At 58.7% G+C, this 13,314-nt stretch carries 13 protein-coding genes and 3 pseudogenes; 4 read left to right on the forward strand and 12 right to left on the reverse strand.

Going from position 1 to position 13,314, the window contains the following annotated elements:
* Positions 1 to 173: 173 nt before the first annotated feature.
* From XI06_RS13285 to XI06_RS13315, 7 genes and pseudogenes are all read right to left on the reverse strand, one after another.
* A complete protein-coding gene (locus tag XI06_RS13285) occupies positions 174 to 503 on the reverse strand; it encodes a hypothetical protein (RefSeq protein WP_271605523.1) in 330 nt (109 codons plus the stop codon).
* A gap of 189 nt (positions 504 to 692) precedes the next feature.
* Complete coding sequence (locus XI06_RS13290) at positions 693 to 1,682, reverse strand: PEP-CTERM sorting domain-containing protein (RefSeq protein WP_271605524.1); 990 nt, start codon at positions 1,680 to 1,682, stop codon at positions 693 to 695.
* Positions 1,683 to 1,898: 216 nt separating this feature from the next.
* Positions 1,899 to 2,087 carry a hypothetical protein gene (locus XI06_RS13295; protein ID WP_271605525.1) on the reverse strand — a complete coding sequence of 63 codons (189 nt, stop codon included), beginning with the start codon at positions 2,085 to 2,087 and terminating at the stop codon, positions 1,899 to 1,901.
* 220 nt (positions 2,088 to 2,307) lie between these two features.
* Positions 2,308 to 2,412: pseudogene (locus tag XI06_RS43720) on the reverse strand (PEP-CTERM sorting domain-containing protein); the annotation flags it as partial.
* 688 nt (positions 2,413 to 3,100) lie between these two features.
* On the reverse strand, positions 3,101 to 3,763 hold the full coding sequence (locus tag XI06_RS13305; protein ID WP_237874184.1) for a hypothetical protein: 663 nt from the start codon (positions 3,761 to 3,763) through the stop codon (positions 3,101 to 3,103).
* Between the two features lie 847 nt (positions 3,764 to 4,610).
* Complete coding sequence (locus tag XI06_RS13310; RefSeq protein ID WP_237874183.1) at positions 4,611 to 4,775, reverse strand: hypothetical protein; 165 nt, start codon at positions 4,773 to 4,775, stop codon at positions 4,611 to 4,613.
* Between the two features lie 403 nt (positions 4,776 to 5,178).
* Positions 5,179 to 5,580 carry a hypothetical protein gene (locus XI06_RS13315; RefSeq protein ID WP_271605527.1) on the reverse strand — a complete coding sequence of 134 codons (402 nt, stop codon included), beginning with the start codon at positions 5,578 to 5,580 and terminating at the stop codon, positions 5,179 to 5,181.
* Between the two features lie 516 nt (positions 5,581 to 6,096).
* Between XI06_RS13315 and XI06_RS13320 the strand changes: the two genes are divergently transcribed.
* Positions 6,097 to 6,276 carry a hypothetical protein gene (locus XI06_RS13320; RefSeq protein WP_237874181.1) on the forward strand — a complete coding sequence of 60 codons (180 nt, stop codon included), beginning with the start codon at positions 6,097 to 6,099 and terminating at the stop codon, positions 6,274 to 6,276.
* A gap of 1,167 nt (positions 6,277 to 7,443) precedes the next feature.
* On the forward strand, positions 7,444 to 7,683 hold the full coding sequence (locus tag XI06_RS13325) for a hypothetical protein (protein ID WP_237874180.1): 240 nt from the start codon (positions 7,444 to 7,446) through the stop codon (positions 7,681 to 7,683).
* 300 nt (positions 7,684 to 7,983) lie between these two features.
* On the opposite strand, the gene XI06_RS13330 is transcribed toward XI06_RS13325, so the two are convergent.
* Positions 7,984 to 8,190 carry a cold-shock protein gene (locus XI06_RS13330; protein ID WP_237874179.1) on the reverse strand — a complete coding sequence of 69 codons (207 nt, stop codon included), beginning with the start codon at positions 8,188 to 8,190 and terminating at the stop codon, positions 7,984 to 7,986.
* A 422-nt stretch (positions 8,191 to 8,612) separates the two neighbouring features.
* Between XI06_RS13330 and XI06_RS13335 the strand changes: the two genes are divergently transcribed.
* Positions 8,613 to 8,999 (forward strand): hypothetical protein, encoded by a 387-nt coding sequence (locus XI06_RS13335; protein WP_237874178.1) that lies wholly within the window; start codon positions 8,613 to 8,615, stop codon positions 8,997 to 8,999.
* Between the two features lie 5 nt (positions 9,000 to 9,004).
* On the opposite strand, the gene XI06_RS13340 is transcribed toward XI06_RS13335, so the two are convergent.
* The 3 genes and pseudogenes from XI06_RS13340 to XI06_RS43725 all read right to left on the reverse strand — a co-directional run bounded on the left by XI06_RS13340 (position 9,005) and on the right by XI06_RS43725 (position 10,734).
* Complete coding sequence (locus XI06_RS13340) at positions 9,005 to 9,319, reverse strand: hypothetical protein (RefSeq protein ID WP_237873204.1); 315 nt, start codon at positions 9,317 to 9,319, stop codon at positions 9,005 to 9,007.
* Positions 9,316 to 10,421, reverse strand: a pseudogene (locus XI06_RS13345) (IS5 family transposase). Before XI06_RS13345 ends, XI06_RS13340 begins: the two are co-directional and overlap by 4 nt.
* Positions 10,422 to 10,518: 97 nt before the next feature.
* Positions 10,519 to 10,734 (reverse strand): helix-turn-helix domain-containing protein, encoded by a 216-nt coding sequence (locus XI06_RS43725; protein WP_442869434.1) that lies wholly within the window; start codon positions 10,732 to 10,734, stop codon positions 10,519 to 10,521.
* 1,927 nt (positions 10,735 to 12,661) lie between these two features.
* On the opposite strand from XI06_RS43725, the gene XI06_RS13350 reads away from it, so the two are divergent.
* The gene (locus XI06_RS13350; RefSeq protein ID WP_237874307.1) at positions 12,662 to 12,880 is read left to right on the forward strand and encodes a hypothetical protein; all 219 of its coding nucleotides are present in this window, start codon (positions 12,662 to 12,664) and stop codon (positions 12,878 to 12,880) included.
* Between the two features lie 281 nt (positions 12,881 to 13,161).
* Here XI06_RS13350 and XI06_RS13355 read toward each other — a convergent pair.
* A pseudogene (locus XI06_RS13355) lies at positions 13,162 to 13,314 on the reverse strand (IS66 family transposase); the annotation flags it as partial.

Consider the following 13,314-nt stretch of genomic DNA (forward strand, 5'->3'; position numbering starts at 1 on the left):
CAGCCAGCATGGTGAATCAGAAACCCACTGATTTGGGAATCCCAAATCGATTCAACCTAACCCCATCCCGCTTTAGAGCATGATCCGGAAAAGCGTGAAGCGGTTTTCCGGAAAGATCATGCTCAAACAAAGAGCTAAAGCGCGATGACGATTCAACCCAATCTCATCGCGCTTTAGCCGCTGGCCACGATAATATCGGCGGAAGCAAGGCCCATCTGAAATGCGACAACGGGCGTTCCCAGAGCGGATCCGTTAGTTGCTAACAATCGCTTGGGATTTGCTCCGCTGTGCCTGAGCGCTCCATTTGGGCAATGATGATCCTTGGTTTCGCAAGTCTCGGATTTTTGGCCATCGCCGGCACAGGCGACAGAGGTCGATTGCGGCCGCTTAATTTGCGACATGACTTCTGAAAGAAATTCAAAGACTGCTTTATCGTGTCCGCCATCAAGCGATCCCACCAGCCTCGTTTCCGACGCGAAGCAGGCAATTTGCTCAGTGATCACGCAGCGGGTTCGCCTAGCGCTCAGAACGCCAAGAGCTACTCCGCGATTTACCCGCGGCGACTGCTCACCTGCCCGCTTACTCCGATTGCCATATGCCGAAGCCGAGAACGGCAACCGCGACGCCCACGTTGAGAAGGAAGCTCGCGGAGGCTGAGGCGGCAACTGATGCAGGTGCCGATAATTCCATAGTCAGGCCGAAGCAAGTTGCGCGGCTTGGCCGCGGCGATAATACACCATGAAACCAAGTCCAAAGAATCCAGCAATCATCATAATCCAAGTCGAGGGCTCAGGCACGGCCGCGGTGAACTGTACTTCGCTCAGCATGATCCAAGGCTCGAGGCCTGAACCGGCCAGCAAATCGCCAGTCTGACCGCCGGCAGCCTCGTAGCGGAAGCCGCTGCTATACGGACCGGAATCGGGATCGCACCATCCAACGCACTTGGACGTGTCGTAAGGATGGGCCGGATCGAAGCCCTTTACGTGGTCATTGTAATAGTCGATGCCATCCTGCTGTAACGGACCTCGATCGAGCGTCAAGCTGAACAGCGAATCGGATGAAATGTGGCCGAAGCCGCTCAGCGTGACCACGCTAGTAAAAGCGTTGAGCGACGTCATGGTCATTGTCGCCGAAATCGGTTTGCCGTTGACGTCAAGCAACACATCCGTCGGTGCCGCAACCAGACCGTTCAGATCGCCAATGGCCGGATTGTTTGCCGCAACGTAAAGCGCGATCGAGCCGACATACTGCCCGCTCGCCAAGTGAAAAGTGATCGTCGGATCCTGGTACTTCCAACCGACGTATTGGTTTGGCCCTGTATAGAAGAGATTACTGACGTTTCCGGTCGGGCCGCTTACAACGGAATATACCTGCGTTGCTATGACGCCGTCGGTCAGGGTGCCGGTGCCGCCGATCAAGGGGGCGTCCTTTGGCGCCGCATTGTTCGGGACTGACTGATTTGAGCCGTTCTTGCTGGCGTTCGGATCGGGCGAGGCCTGACCGGTCTTTGTGTAGCTGAAGTCGAAATAATTATAGCCGAACGTGAACTGGGTCGCACCGTTCCCGTTGTTCATGTCGTAGCTCGTCACATTGACAAGGGCGGCGGACGCTCCAGTCGCCTGAAGGCAAACCGCCAGCGGCGCGGTCACAAGTGCAACGAGCAGATTTCGACGAAGTGGCATTTCCCGGACTCCGGCTCCGAAGGCAAATCAGGAGCTAATTAATTAAATATTACTACTTGGAGGTTGCAGTCAACTTGGCTTGCATCAAGGTTATCGCTTTCGCCCGTAATGATTAATTTCCACCGGTCACATCCACGTGCACATGAATAATCTGGCCGAAATGAAAGGCGGGTGTTGCCCATTACAGTCGAACGACTTCCGCGCGAATAGGCAGGGTTATGGCTGCGAAGGCGCTCGTCGAAGGACGAGCGGTTCGCGTGCCGAAAACTTAAGTCTGCCTGCAGTGAGCGGGTTCACAGTCGGCGCAAAATTGTTCGTATAGCGGTCCTCTTCCAGCCCTCGGAAGGCAAAGAAGCCACGATCGGTGACGACGATGTCGCCCTTCTCCAGGTGACCATCGTTCATCACCATCTCAGATGCAATACGGGCCTCCTCTTGTGGCGTCGGAGGCAACCATCGGACGCGCTCTCCGGCCTCCACGGGCCCCACGTGACCTTGCTGCGGAGATGGAACCTTCCGCACTATGGAGCTTCGGCTCCGCCGACCCCCGTGCCGCATACCGCGAGCTCCTAAAAAGAAAAAGCCGCCTGGCGGCGGCCTTTCCAACAACAGCGAACTCTCGCGTTCAGGCGACGCGGGGGCTTGGGCTCGACTGCCGGCGATAGGCAAAAGATCCACCGCCAAGGAAGCCAACGATCATCATAGCCCAAGTGTATGGCTCCGGCACGGCGGAAACATTGACGTCGCTAATGACCGGTCCAAACGCACTGCCTGGGCCGTCCTGGCTGGCGAAGGTGAGCCTCACCGGCCCCGACAGCAGCCAGATGTCTTTCAGATATTCGTAGCTGTATCCAATGTTGCTGTGATTATCGGCGTGGTGACGGTAAAGCTGTAGGACTGGCTGGCAGTTGCGAGCGTTACCAATACGCACTTCACCCGGTCCCACCATCAGGATTGCCGGCGAGAGCAAACGAAAGGCTATAAAGACCGGCGGTCGGAACGTTCAGTACCTGGCTGATAGACCTGCCTGATAGTAACGGTCCAGGTCAACGCTGCCACTCGTAGGACCATTGGGTGACTGCCAATAGCCGCCAATCAAATCCACGCCACCGCAGTTCACCGTCCAGGGCCTAAAGGACTGACCAGCAGAGTAAGTGGTGAAGCTTCCGCCGTCCGGGGGATCCGAGAAGTCACCATCGAGCACGATGTTTGCACGCGCCGCAACCGATGTCAGCGAAACCGCAACGACGGCCACGGACAGCGCCTTGCATGGTCTAAAATTCTCTCAATCATCTGACCACGAGAGCTGTGCGACTTTTTGATGGGTCAATAACCCAATCTTTCCATCATTCCGCGCGCTGAACTAAGCAAAAAAAGAAGCCGCCTCGCGGCGGTCTTCTCAGCAAGACTCACCTTGCTCACACAAGACGTAGGCGCGTTCCCGAGTTGCGACGATGCGCCAAGAAGCCAAGGCCCAGAAAACCTACGATCATCATCGCCCAGGTCGACGCTTCAGGTACGGCTGTCAGAACCACGTTGTCGAGGATCGGGCCCACGTTGGTGCCGACCCCAGGATTGAGGGGATTGATAGCCGAGAAGGTCAACTCGCCGGCTTGGGTCGTGGTGAAGGATACGGAATAATGCTCCAGCGACGCTCCCGGCGTGACCGACGAATCAACGGTCGGCGTGAGCGTCTGACTGAAATTACCGAGGGCGAAGTTCAGGTTCTCGGTGATGTAGCTGTGATTGTACGTGTAAGCGCCGAAATCGAACGACAGCGTATAGGTGCCAGGGCCGAACGCCGCCGAGCTGATAGTGCCGAGCTGCAGCGTTGAGCCATCCAGATCGACGTAGGTGCCGTTGCCGGGATAGAAGTCCCAAGAACTGCCGGCGCCGATGACGTCCACGGTGCCCTGCGTGACGCTGAAGTTCGACCCGACATTGGTCGCATTCAGGCCTTGGGGCACGCCGTTGAAGTTTTCAGACAGAACAACCGCAGCCTGCGCTGGCGCTACCGCGACGAGCGCGCCAATCACGATAGCCGCTGCGCAGCCAAGTGCGCGCCCGTGACCAAACTTCATTTAATTTACCTCATTTAATTCGCGAATACCATTGAATTAATCCCTTAGATGACGAAGCGCAGTACGTCAAGCCAAGTCAGTAATAATGCCTTAATCTATTCACGGATTGGATTGGCCAGGCCCCGCACGCGTGAGAATTCACCATCTGAAGGAGCGCCGCCCCGCGATCTGACCAATGCCCCGCCCGGGGCGCGGCCCAAGGTCACGATGCCGGTAAGAACCCGTGTCGTCTGGGCTAGGCGCCCTGCCGTGAGGACCGCATCTTTGCCATCCCGAAGCTGACGGTATTGGCGTATCTATTCTCCCGGTCTGCGCGCAATGACGGGGCTACCGTAGACACCTGACTGTTTGCAGATCGATGGTTGGCGGCCTGACCATTCTGATCGCCCGAGCAAGGCTCGGCATCCAGCATGATTTCAACAGACGAGTTCAACGCCGCGAGCAAGGCGCTCGTGAAGGAGTCAGACATTAGTTATTCTCGAAAAGGTTTTCGCCCCCTACCGGAACCGTCGCATAGCATCGTTCCGCGACGAACGTAAGGCGAAGCTGTTGCGCTCTGACCTCACGTTTCAAAAAAAGCGGAGATGCTCACTGGATCGACTGCGGGCTCTCAAGAGACAGTCATATTGCGGCGCACTGGGGCACCGGAGCCTTCGGCATTGGGATGCAGCTGGCGAAGCGGGCTCCCGAGCATTTCGTCAAAGCGAACGCGGGGCCGGCAATCTGAAACCCCCTCAGACCCCGATCATCCACGTCAGACCCGCAAACAACGCCCACAGCCAACTGGCCAAGGCAAGGGTACAAGCGGCGACGTAGAGCGATGACGCGAACTTACGCCCAACGCGTTTCATCGACTGGACCTTTCCGCTTGAGCCTCGGACAGGCGTTGCCGCAGGCGAAGGATTTCCACGTAGCGCTGCGAGATATTCGCAGGTGCGGGCTTCACGGCCGGCTTCGCGGGCTTCTTGGGCTCTGGATGGGACTGCGTGGTCTTGGAAATATTGGATTTCATTTGCTATCCCTCCTCTCAAATACGGTCGAATATCGAGCAAGCCTTGTGCCAAACAAATATGATGCACACCGGGGCTTCGGCAATTGGTCTGTCGTCCATCTAGCGGGGTTCGATAACGCTCGCGTGACCGTTTGTCGACTGGCGGATAAAGGCGCCGAACTACTGCGTTGCCCAAGAGCAACTGCGGCGAAAGTAGCCTGGCGATCGGGCGGCCTCAAGGCTGGCGCTGGCACGCCCCGCCTGCGGCGGCTGGCGGCCGTGACCCCGCCCGCTCACCGGTCTGTTGGCTTGGGCAAGCGCTCGGTCGGGGACGGAGCGCGACGAGATGCGCTCGCTCAGTTCAGCGCGTAGCAATTGGAATGCCACTTCTGCCGTCGTGCGATCGTCGTGTTGAGGATGGCGATCAGGTGATCAGCTTGCGCATGCAGGCGACGACGGTAACTTTCGGCTCCGTCCCTTTGGCAAGCAGGCGCCGATAGTAGTCCTTCAGAACGGGATTATTAAGCGTGGCGCGCCGACACAGGGCATGTAGATGGCATTGCGGATCCAGCGGCGGCCCCCTTGATGTGACGCTCGCCTCGTCGCTTTCCGCTCTCATCATCATAGGGAGCTCGCCGATCAAGGCCGCGGCGATCTCGCACCTGGCCAAGCTCTGGCATGCCTGCGACGAGATTTGCGGCGCTCCCTCGGCAAACCCCGGCACACTCTCGATAATCTCGGCGGGCTCAGCAAAATCAGGCGTTGGCCTGATTTTGGCGTAGATGGCGGCCTCGAGCTTGGCAATCTCGCTGGCGAAGCTCTTCAAGATGCGGGCATCGGTTTTTTGAGCCAACCCCGGCGCGGCATGTTCGCTTTAGCCTATTAGGCGAAGGCTCGCATCGATCCCCTTCCTGTCTGTTCGGTTTGATCCCGTGATTTTGCGTTTGGGTCCGAGCTTTGGTCCAGACGCGCCCTGCTCTCGCTCGCCGGCCGCACGATCATCCCGGCTTAGACTGTGGACCTGCTTGCTCTTCCACTCGTCGTGAAGACGCTTTGCTGGAGGCTTGGCCGATCTGAATGAATTCGACCGCTACTTTAGCGAGCCTGCGCTTTACACGGTCCTTTCCAGTCCCCAAAGCCGATCCTTAATACCAGTTGAGCAAATTCTGGATCGGGCATCCCGGCCTGTACCGGCTTGCCCCCTACAGTGCTGAAATGCTGGGACGTTTCCCAGGCTAGGCGGCTTGTCGTCCCCGCCGATCCCCATCGTCCCGACCGGTTGGGTAGCAATTTGGGTAGCAATCTCTGCCCGAGCGGCCTCGACCGGTTATAAGATCGTGTCATGATCGGTTCGATGAAGGACGAGAATCATATGTTGTTCCGCTGCCCGTGCGGAGCGGCGTACAGAATTGTGCCGAAGGAAATTCCGCTGGGCAGAGCGGAGGTAATTTTCTGCGAGTGCGGCCGCGCCCTTCAGGACAAGCACGGCACTCGTTATTTCGACTACGAACGGGTCGACTAGGCTACGGGCCTTCAACGGACCGCCTTTCACACCCACGACGCGCAGTACCTCACGCTCGTTGCGAGCTACCACAGATCGACAACTTGACTCTCGTCGGCGGCGCGTTTCGATAACGCCATGCCAAGCCCTTGACGCAAGGACCGCACCGAACTTGATGGCCGCCCGCTCAAGATCACGCTAGGCGACCGCCGGTCGACTGGCGTGCGCGACTAAACGGGGAGGGTAAGGAGGCTGCCCTCCAGTCGCGATTAACGCATCACTAATTGCGCGAGAGGATTCGACCGGGACTTTCTGCGACAAGTTTCAACAATTCTATCTCTCGTTCGTACCTTCGCAGTCATGGAAAATCGCAGCGTACGCCGGCGGCGCGTCTACAAAGCCGCCATGATCGAAATTCCGGGTCGCGCTTTCAGCTGCGTCGTGCGTGACCTATCGGACAGCGGCGCCCACTTGGAGGTACCGAGCCTATGCGAATTCCGCACGAGTTCGTTTTGAAAATCCCGACGGAATTGCAGATGCGGTGCCGGGCTGCATGGCGCTCGAATAAGCGGATTGGGATCGCCTTTGCCTTCGGCGAGGCACCAGACGATATGCCCTATCAAAGTTCGGGAGCAGCGCTCCCGTTTCGGCCCAGCTCCTGGAGCTCCGCCAGCGTCCCCCTCACGGCGTCACACCCACGACAGAGCACCGAAGCTGTGTTGGATGCTCCGCAAGGTGGCAGTATGACGGATAGGCTACCGCACTGGTCGCAGACGAACTTGAACCTTGGCTGATCTGAGATGGGAGTGACGGTCATGTGGCCAGCTTAGCGGCCCGACTTTAAATATTGCCCTCGCAACTAAGCCGAAGTTTATCTTTCAGCTTAAGACGCCTTAAAAGGGGTGGCCCCAGCGGGGCGGCTGGGGCCATTTGGGGCTCCAGCTTCAGGGGGGCAGGTTGACGCCGGAGCAAAGACCTAATCTGCCAATTTTCCAGTTGTTCCTAATTCGGGTCATGAAAGCCCATCGGCTCAAAAACCGGTAGGTGCCGAGTATTTCCAGGCCGTAACTCGAAGTCAAAAAAACGCCCGCCCGTTTGGAACTACCACTTTTTCCTGCTGTTGCTCGTCTGCGGGTTGGCCGGCTTTCATGCTCTACGAAAGCCGCAGCTGCCTAAAGAGGGGCTTCGATGATCAAGAAGAAAAGACCTATTCAGCAGTCCGCGACCATCCGAGCAGAGTGTCGTGCATCGGTCGAAAACGCGATGCGAGAACTTGAGGCGCTGGAAAAAGTGCTGAAAGAGAACCGTAAACAGATGCGAGCACTGTGGCTGACGCGTGACGCCTTATTAGCTGAATGCCGCAGGCCAGCGGCCAACCGTTCAGACGCTGCCGCTCAGCCATTGCAGACTGATGGCCCGCCAGCGTGAACCGGCGCCCCTCAACGCTTGTACTGTTCCTAGCGAGCGAGACTATTTGCTCTTCAGTAGGTCGACGTAGCGAACATGAAGGGTGACATAGCGCTTCGACCCATCGAGCAGCACCTTGACCTGACTTGCCGTAGCGCCGGGTCCGAGAACGATCCCTTTCTTGCCACATAGCCGAGGCCCCGCAGATGGGGCAACGACAATTCGTCGACCGCCAAGCAGCTCATTTTTGCCAACGGATAGATCGGCCGCTTTCGGCAGGTTACGGTTCGTGCCGCGCGGCAGAGGATCAAGCGCGCCGCGTCAACCGATACGCAAATTTTCAGCCGACACCTTGCCACTTCGCCCTGTGACGAGCTCGTAACTTATCCTTGCGCCTTCAGCGAGACCGGTAAAGCCTGCCTTCTGGACAGCAGAAATGTGCACGAACACGTCCGGACCGCCGTCTTGCGGCTCGATAAATCCATATCCTTTGGTCGGGTTGAACCACTTAACAGTGCCGAGCGCCACGTCAGGAATCTCCTTTCAGAACAAGTGGCCGAACATAATTTGGCGCCGGATCGTCGACAAGAAAAACCCGCCGGCCTCCATCAGCCGGCGGGTTATTTAATGCCCATGCGTAACGCGGTACTCGTCACCAATCCGCGATGACGAATCATACCGGGATAGCAGTTGACGACGGGTTACCGCTTCAGCCGCCGGCGGTGCGTCATCAGCGCCGCCGGTCGCGCTTCCTGTGGCGGCAAGACCGCTGGTAATGTCGAGATCCAGGGCGAGGAAAAGCGCCGCGCGCGAGTTGGTAGGCCTTCCGACCGAAAGCTTTCGCCCGCTCCAGTCTCGCGGCTCGCTCCCCGCGTGGCATACGGCTGCGCCTCATAAACTGGCTAACAATATTTCTCGACTGAAACATTGTTAGCCAGTATGCTGGCCGCATGACCAAAGGTCTTCAGGACAAAATCATGGAAGTGCTCGCCAACTTCCCCAGCTACGAGCAGACAACCGTCGGAGATCTAAGTGGATGGGCGATGCCGGGAGACATCCGAAAGCAGCTTGGACGCGAGAACACAGCAGCGACGCGAGTAGCACTCTCCAAAGCTCTCAAGCGACTTCATGAACGCGGCCTGGTGGCGCGAGCGTCCGGAGAGATAGCCGCTGTTGGTCAGGCTTTCCGATATGTACGCATCACCGATCCCAAGAACGCCGGCGCTGGCAACACCAAGCCCGGCCTTATAGCGCAGCGAGCCAAGCGAGTGTTCAAACCGCGGCCAAGGGCGAAAATAGCCAGCGCTCTCGAGTTCGGCCTAAAGGCGAAGACGTGATGGCTCTAGCAGGCTGTTGAAGAAGTGGCCGCTCGGCGCGCGATAAAGGGAATGTCATCGCCGTTTTCGAGGCATATCTCACCTTCGAGTGAGCCGTCGAGGAGCTTTTCTGCCCAACCGCGGCCTCTTGCGGGCTCCATCTCGTCGCTGCCGTCCCATGTGAACTCGACGGCATCGCCTTCGCAACGACCATGTATCGCCCCCGTGAGGCAATCCAGGGCGAACTCGCCGCCTTTGTCTGTGAACAGGATGTAAGAGCCCGCCCCAGCCATGTCGTGATCGGGCGTTTCCACGACACGCCATTTGCCCTGCACACTCATGGCTGCATCGCCAGCAGCTTGGGCAGGCGGATCAGGTTGTAGGGCGCGAGCGCCAACGTAAAGACGGCGTCCACACGCTCACGCCCCCGCAGCTTTATCTTGGCCAGACCGGCGGAACTCTTGATCCACCCGAACACCTCCTCGATCCGCTTGCGGCAGCGTTGGCTGATCTCGTAGCCGGCATGGCGGGTGGTACGGGCGTCGACCGCCGTCTTGCGCGCGATGCCAGTCTTGCTGAGGTGTCCGTCGATCGCGATATGCGGCGTCACCGATCGTTCTCTCAAGTCGCGCACGAACTGCGTAACGTCATAGGCCTTGTCCGCGCCGAGCGTGATCCGCCGCCCTCCGCGATCGCGACTATCAATCAACGCCAGTGCCGTCTCTCGTTCGGCGGTGCCGGTGGCCTGGCTGACGATGCCGCCGACCGCCAGCCCATGGCGGTTCTCCATCAGCGCATGCCCATGTAGCAGAGCTTGGCCGGCTGCCCGTCTCCCTTCTTGTACAGCCGAGCCTCCGGATCGGTCGTGCTCTGGTGCGTTTCGTTTGAACGCTTCTCTTTGTGGAAGCTGCGCTCGGAGTTGCGCCCCGGACCCTCACTGTCGTTGTCGCCTCCGTCCTTCTTGCGGAAGCTCTTGATCGAAGCCCATGCCCCGATCAGCGTGCCGTCCACCGAGAAGTGATCGCTCGACAACAGCCGCTTGACTTTCGGCTGAGCCAGTACCGCCGAGAGAAACTTAACGGCGATCTCACCTTCTAACAGCCGGTCGCGGTTCTTGGAGAACGTCGAGTGGTCCCACACCGGATCGTCCACGCCCAGGCCGACAAACCAGCGGAACAACAGGTCAAACTCCAGCCGCTCCATCAATTGTCGTTCCGATCGGATGCCGTAGAAGGCCTGCAGCAGCATCGCTCGAAGCAGCCTCTCCGGTGCAATCGAGGGCCGGCCAAAGTCCGTGTAAAGACCCGCAAAAGCCGTCGATAGATCGCTCAGCGCAGCGTTCACGATCTCCCGAATCTTCCGTAGAGGGTGATCCGGGCGAACCCGCGCTTCAAGGTCCACGTAACTGAACAGCGATCCTGACCGCTCGTCCGATCCCCGCATCCTGGCCTCCCGATTCAACCATCGAGAGAATCACGTCCAATGCCATCTCGCCAGAGACTTCTTCAACAACCTGCTAGGCCAACCTGGCCGTGATAGGTCAAACAATCGGCAACTGTGTGAAGAATTTACCGCTTGTCCTGCTCGCTCGCCCCCGCTGCCGCTGGAAGCGCTGGAGGCGAGCGTAAACCGAATGACGCGTCCGCCCTAGCCGTTCTCCGATTTCGACGGCGGTGGCGCCAGCGCTGAGAAGGGAGATCAATTGATGCTCCTCTTCTGCTGACCAAGGTCGGCGCAAATTGCGGCTCTTCGTCAACGTAAGCCTCGTCAGAGCGAGAATTCGATTGGGTTAATCAACTCGAGGCGGCGCCGGCGAGCGGCTTGGCTCAGGCGATCTATTGTGCCGTACCATCCATGCCGCCAGACGAGCGTAGCTTCGCCTGAGCGCCGGCACAAATCACACGGTCGCATCATCCTGATCCATGGCTACACACCATAGTCGGCGAACGTTTCCTAATGGTTGCAGGCTTCTTCTCGACAAGCGGGCATGCCAACGGCAAAGTACAGGCGCCGGATCGGGTGACGGGGAGCCACTGAACCGACTTCAGAAGTTCGTTGGGCAGGCATCTGCGGCGAGCGGCCGGGCCGCACCGCGTACCCTTCGATGCCACCGGTCTGCCGGAGCCGGCGAAGGGGCTGGACTGGCGGCCCGTTGCTGGCTTCAGCGCGGCTGATGAGGTCTTGGCTGACGCCGGCCTAAAGCCGATTTTTGAAGCAGCGATTAAGCGCGGCTACGCACTCGTTGCACCGGCAGCTTAAATCGCCTGCATTTGACGCAAAGCCCACTCCCCCCTCAGGACAGCGGGACCGCACATTGAGGAAAGGCCGGTGCCGTCCACCTAAGTCCGCCGACCCTGTGGGCTTTCTTGGGGAACGCCGGGTCGACGGACTTTCGGGCGAAACTGGGAAGTTCGCAGTCTAATGCTATTAAACGGGAGGCCTATGTCAAACAGAGCCTCTCAGGTCAGGGAAGCTCACCAGGCTACGACCTAGATAGCGGCTACACCGGCGGTGCGGAATAATAACTCCGCAGAATCGTGTTGGGCGCGCTACTTGGTCCCTCGGCGGCCGCGTCGAGATCGTGTGGGAGTGAAGGGAGGCCGGGCGCGACACCGCAACGGCCTTCAAGATTATTCGGCTCGCCAGAGCTGGGCGACCCTTGCAAAGCTGGCGCCTGCAACCCCACCGACAATCTTCTGCGCCGCGTCTGCGACATGGCCGTGTCGATCCGAGGTAAGATGCTGCAAGAGCTCGAGCGAAACGCCCGGGCAGAGTACGCATGTCATTACCAAGGTAAGCGGGTGGGTACGCTGCGACCAATAGAGCGCCGAGCAGCCCGTAAGCAGCGAAGCGTTCTAGTCCTGTCGAGAAGCCCGTTTCAGGGCGCAAACCGATAGGCGAAAGCGTCGAGAAGACGAGGCAGCACTAGGCCGCCAGAGTGATCATTTTGCGGAGCATTTGGGAACGAATAGCGATCCGTTGGACGTTAGTCCACTCCGCCGTTGATGGTGACTTCACGATCAACAATCATGAGGTGCGCGTCGACCTGAGATCTAGGGGGGTGGCCGTCGGCCTCGCATGAAGTGCCTGATTGCGTCGAGCGCTCGAGCGATCGGCGATGATGGTTTAGCTCGGCGCGGCGGAATGACTAAGAGAACGTAGAGCACATTCAGCAGCAGCCAGCTTCCAAGAGCCAGCAAAAATACTCGCATCAAAAACTTCCTGGAAAAGCCAGGCAATATACAATCGGGAAACGCGGCTATCGAAACTGACCTTGAACCTTTGGTCAAGGCCGTGGCGGCACCGGCCTCCATGGAGGGGGTTGGTTCCAGAATTAACCCGCACGCGCGACATCAAGCTTAATTCGCGGCTTAGATTGCCGCCTCCACCGAGAACGCTACGCTCCCTACACCGGACAATTGCCCCGTCCGGGACCCCCGTGGCGAAGCTGGCGCGCCAACATACTCGGCGCGTCAGCTTTGCTCGCTCATCGGCGCGCGAGCATATGCGAAAGTTGCTTTTGTTTGTCTTCGGCGTGTGCTTTTGGATCGTATTGGTTGCGGCGATCGTCACCACGGTTGCCCGCTTAAGCACCGAAGCGAAGGAGCGACGCGGCGAAGCCGTGGGCTCCCACCCTTCAAAGACCAGGCGCTGATTGGGGTGATGACAAAATGTCAAAAGCGATGGAGCTGATCGTCGCCGGCTATGTGAAGGTGAAGGACCGGCGCGCTCTCGCCGATCTCCTGGCGCACCGACGCAAAGTGCTCGGGGAGCTCGAGCCTGTCTCCGGCATTGATCCGGCCAATGCCATTCGTGCCGTTCAGGATGAGATTGCGATTATCGAAGCCGGCATCGACGAATTGAAGCCCCCGCCTGGGACGCTGCCGGAAAACGAATTCTAGAAGGTCCCTAGTCGCTTTATCGATTTGGACTCTTCGAGAACACTATGTTTTCGCCAACGCCGCTGCCTAACGCACCTTCGCGGCATAGCATGATAGTTGTGCTGGTGCCCTTTCGCTCGACTGGCGATGCGTCACCCCCTTAATGGCGAAGGTTCGCTGATCAGAGGGAAGCAGCGAAGGAGACACTACCGCGATCTTGGAAGTCACATGGTTCAGAAGGCTAATTTCGGCTACAGACAGCAGTGCGTGATCAATGAAATCTTCCGCGCTGCGTGTGCATTGTCTTCGATGAAGCGGGCAAACCGGTCCCAGCGGCACAGCATGTGATCGATCGGCTTGGCCACCGATGACGAGTCCGACAGCCGGCCCCGCTGCTCGCGCAGCCACGCTTCCAATGCCGTCAAAAGCGGCGCGCTTTGCTCCTTGCGCACCAG

Origin of the sequence: Bradyrhizobium sp. CCBAU 11434, from assembly GCF_028128895.1 — a bacterium.
In the GTDB taxonomy this organism is placed as follows: domain Bacteria; phylum Pseudomonadota; class Alphaproteobacteria; order Rhizobiales; family Xanthobacteraceae; genus Bradyrhizobium; species Bradyrhizobium zhengyangense.

Bases quoted from the DNA above. Each gene is read 5' to 3' on its own strand.
- XI06_RS13325 (WP_237874180.1), top strand. From the start codon at position 7,444: ATGATCAAGAAGAAAAGACCTATTCAGCAGTCCGCGACCATCCGAGCA.
- XI06_RS13310 (WP_237874183.1), bottom strand. From the start codon at position 4,775: ATGAAATCCAATATTTCCAAGACCACGCAGTCCCATCCAGAGCCCAAG.
- XI06_RS13335 (WP_237874178.1), top strand. From the start codon at position 8,613: ATGACCAAAGGTCTTCAGGACAAAATCATGGAAGTGCTCGCCAACTTC.
- XI06_RS13295 (WP_271605525.1), bottom strand. From the start codon at position 2,087: ATGAACGATGGTCACCTGGAGAAGGGCGACATCGTCGTCACCGATCGT.
- XI06_RS13305 (WP_237874184.1), bottom strand. From the start codon at position 3,763: ATGAAGTTTGGTCACGGGCGCGCACTTGGCTGCGCAGCGGCTATCGTG.
- XI06_RS13350 (WP_237874307.1), top strand. From the start codon at position 12,662: ATGGAGCTGATCGTCGCCGGCTATGTGAAGGTGAAGGACCGGCGCGCT.
- XI06_RS13290 (WP_271605524.1), bottom strand. From the start codon at position 1,682: ATGCCACTTCGTCGAAATCTGCTCGTTGCACTTGTGACCGCGCCGCTG.
- XI06_RS13340 (WP_237873204.1), bottom strand. From the start codon at position 9,319: ATGAGTGTGCAGGGCAAATGGCGTGTCGTGGAAACGCCCGATCACGAC.
- XI06_RS13320 (WP_237874181.1), top strand. From the start codon at position 6,097: ATGATCGGTTCGATGAAGGACGAGAATCATATGTTGTTCCGCTGCCCG.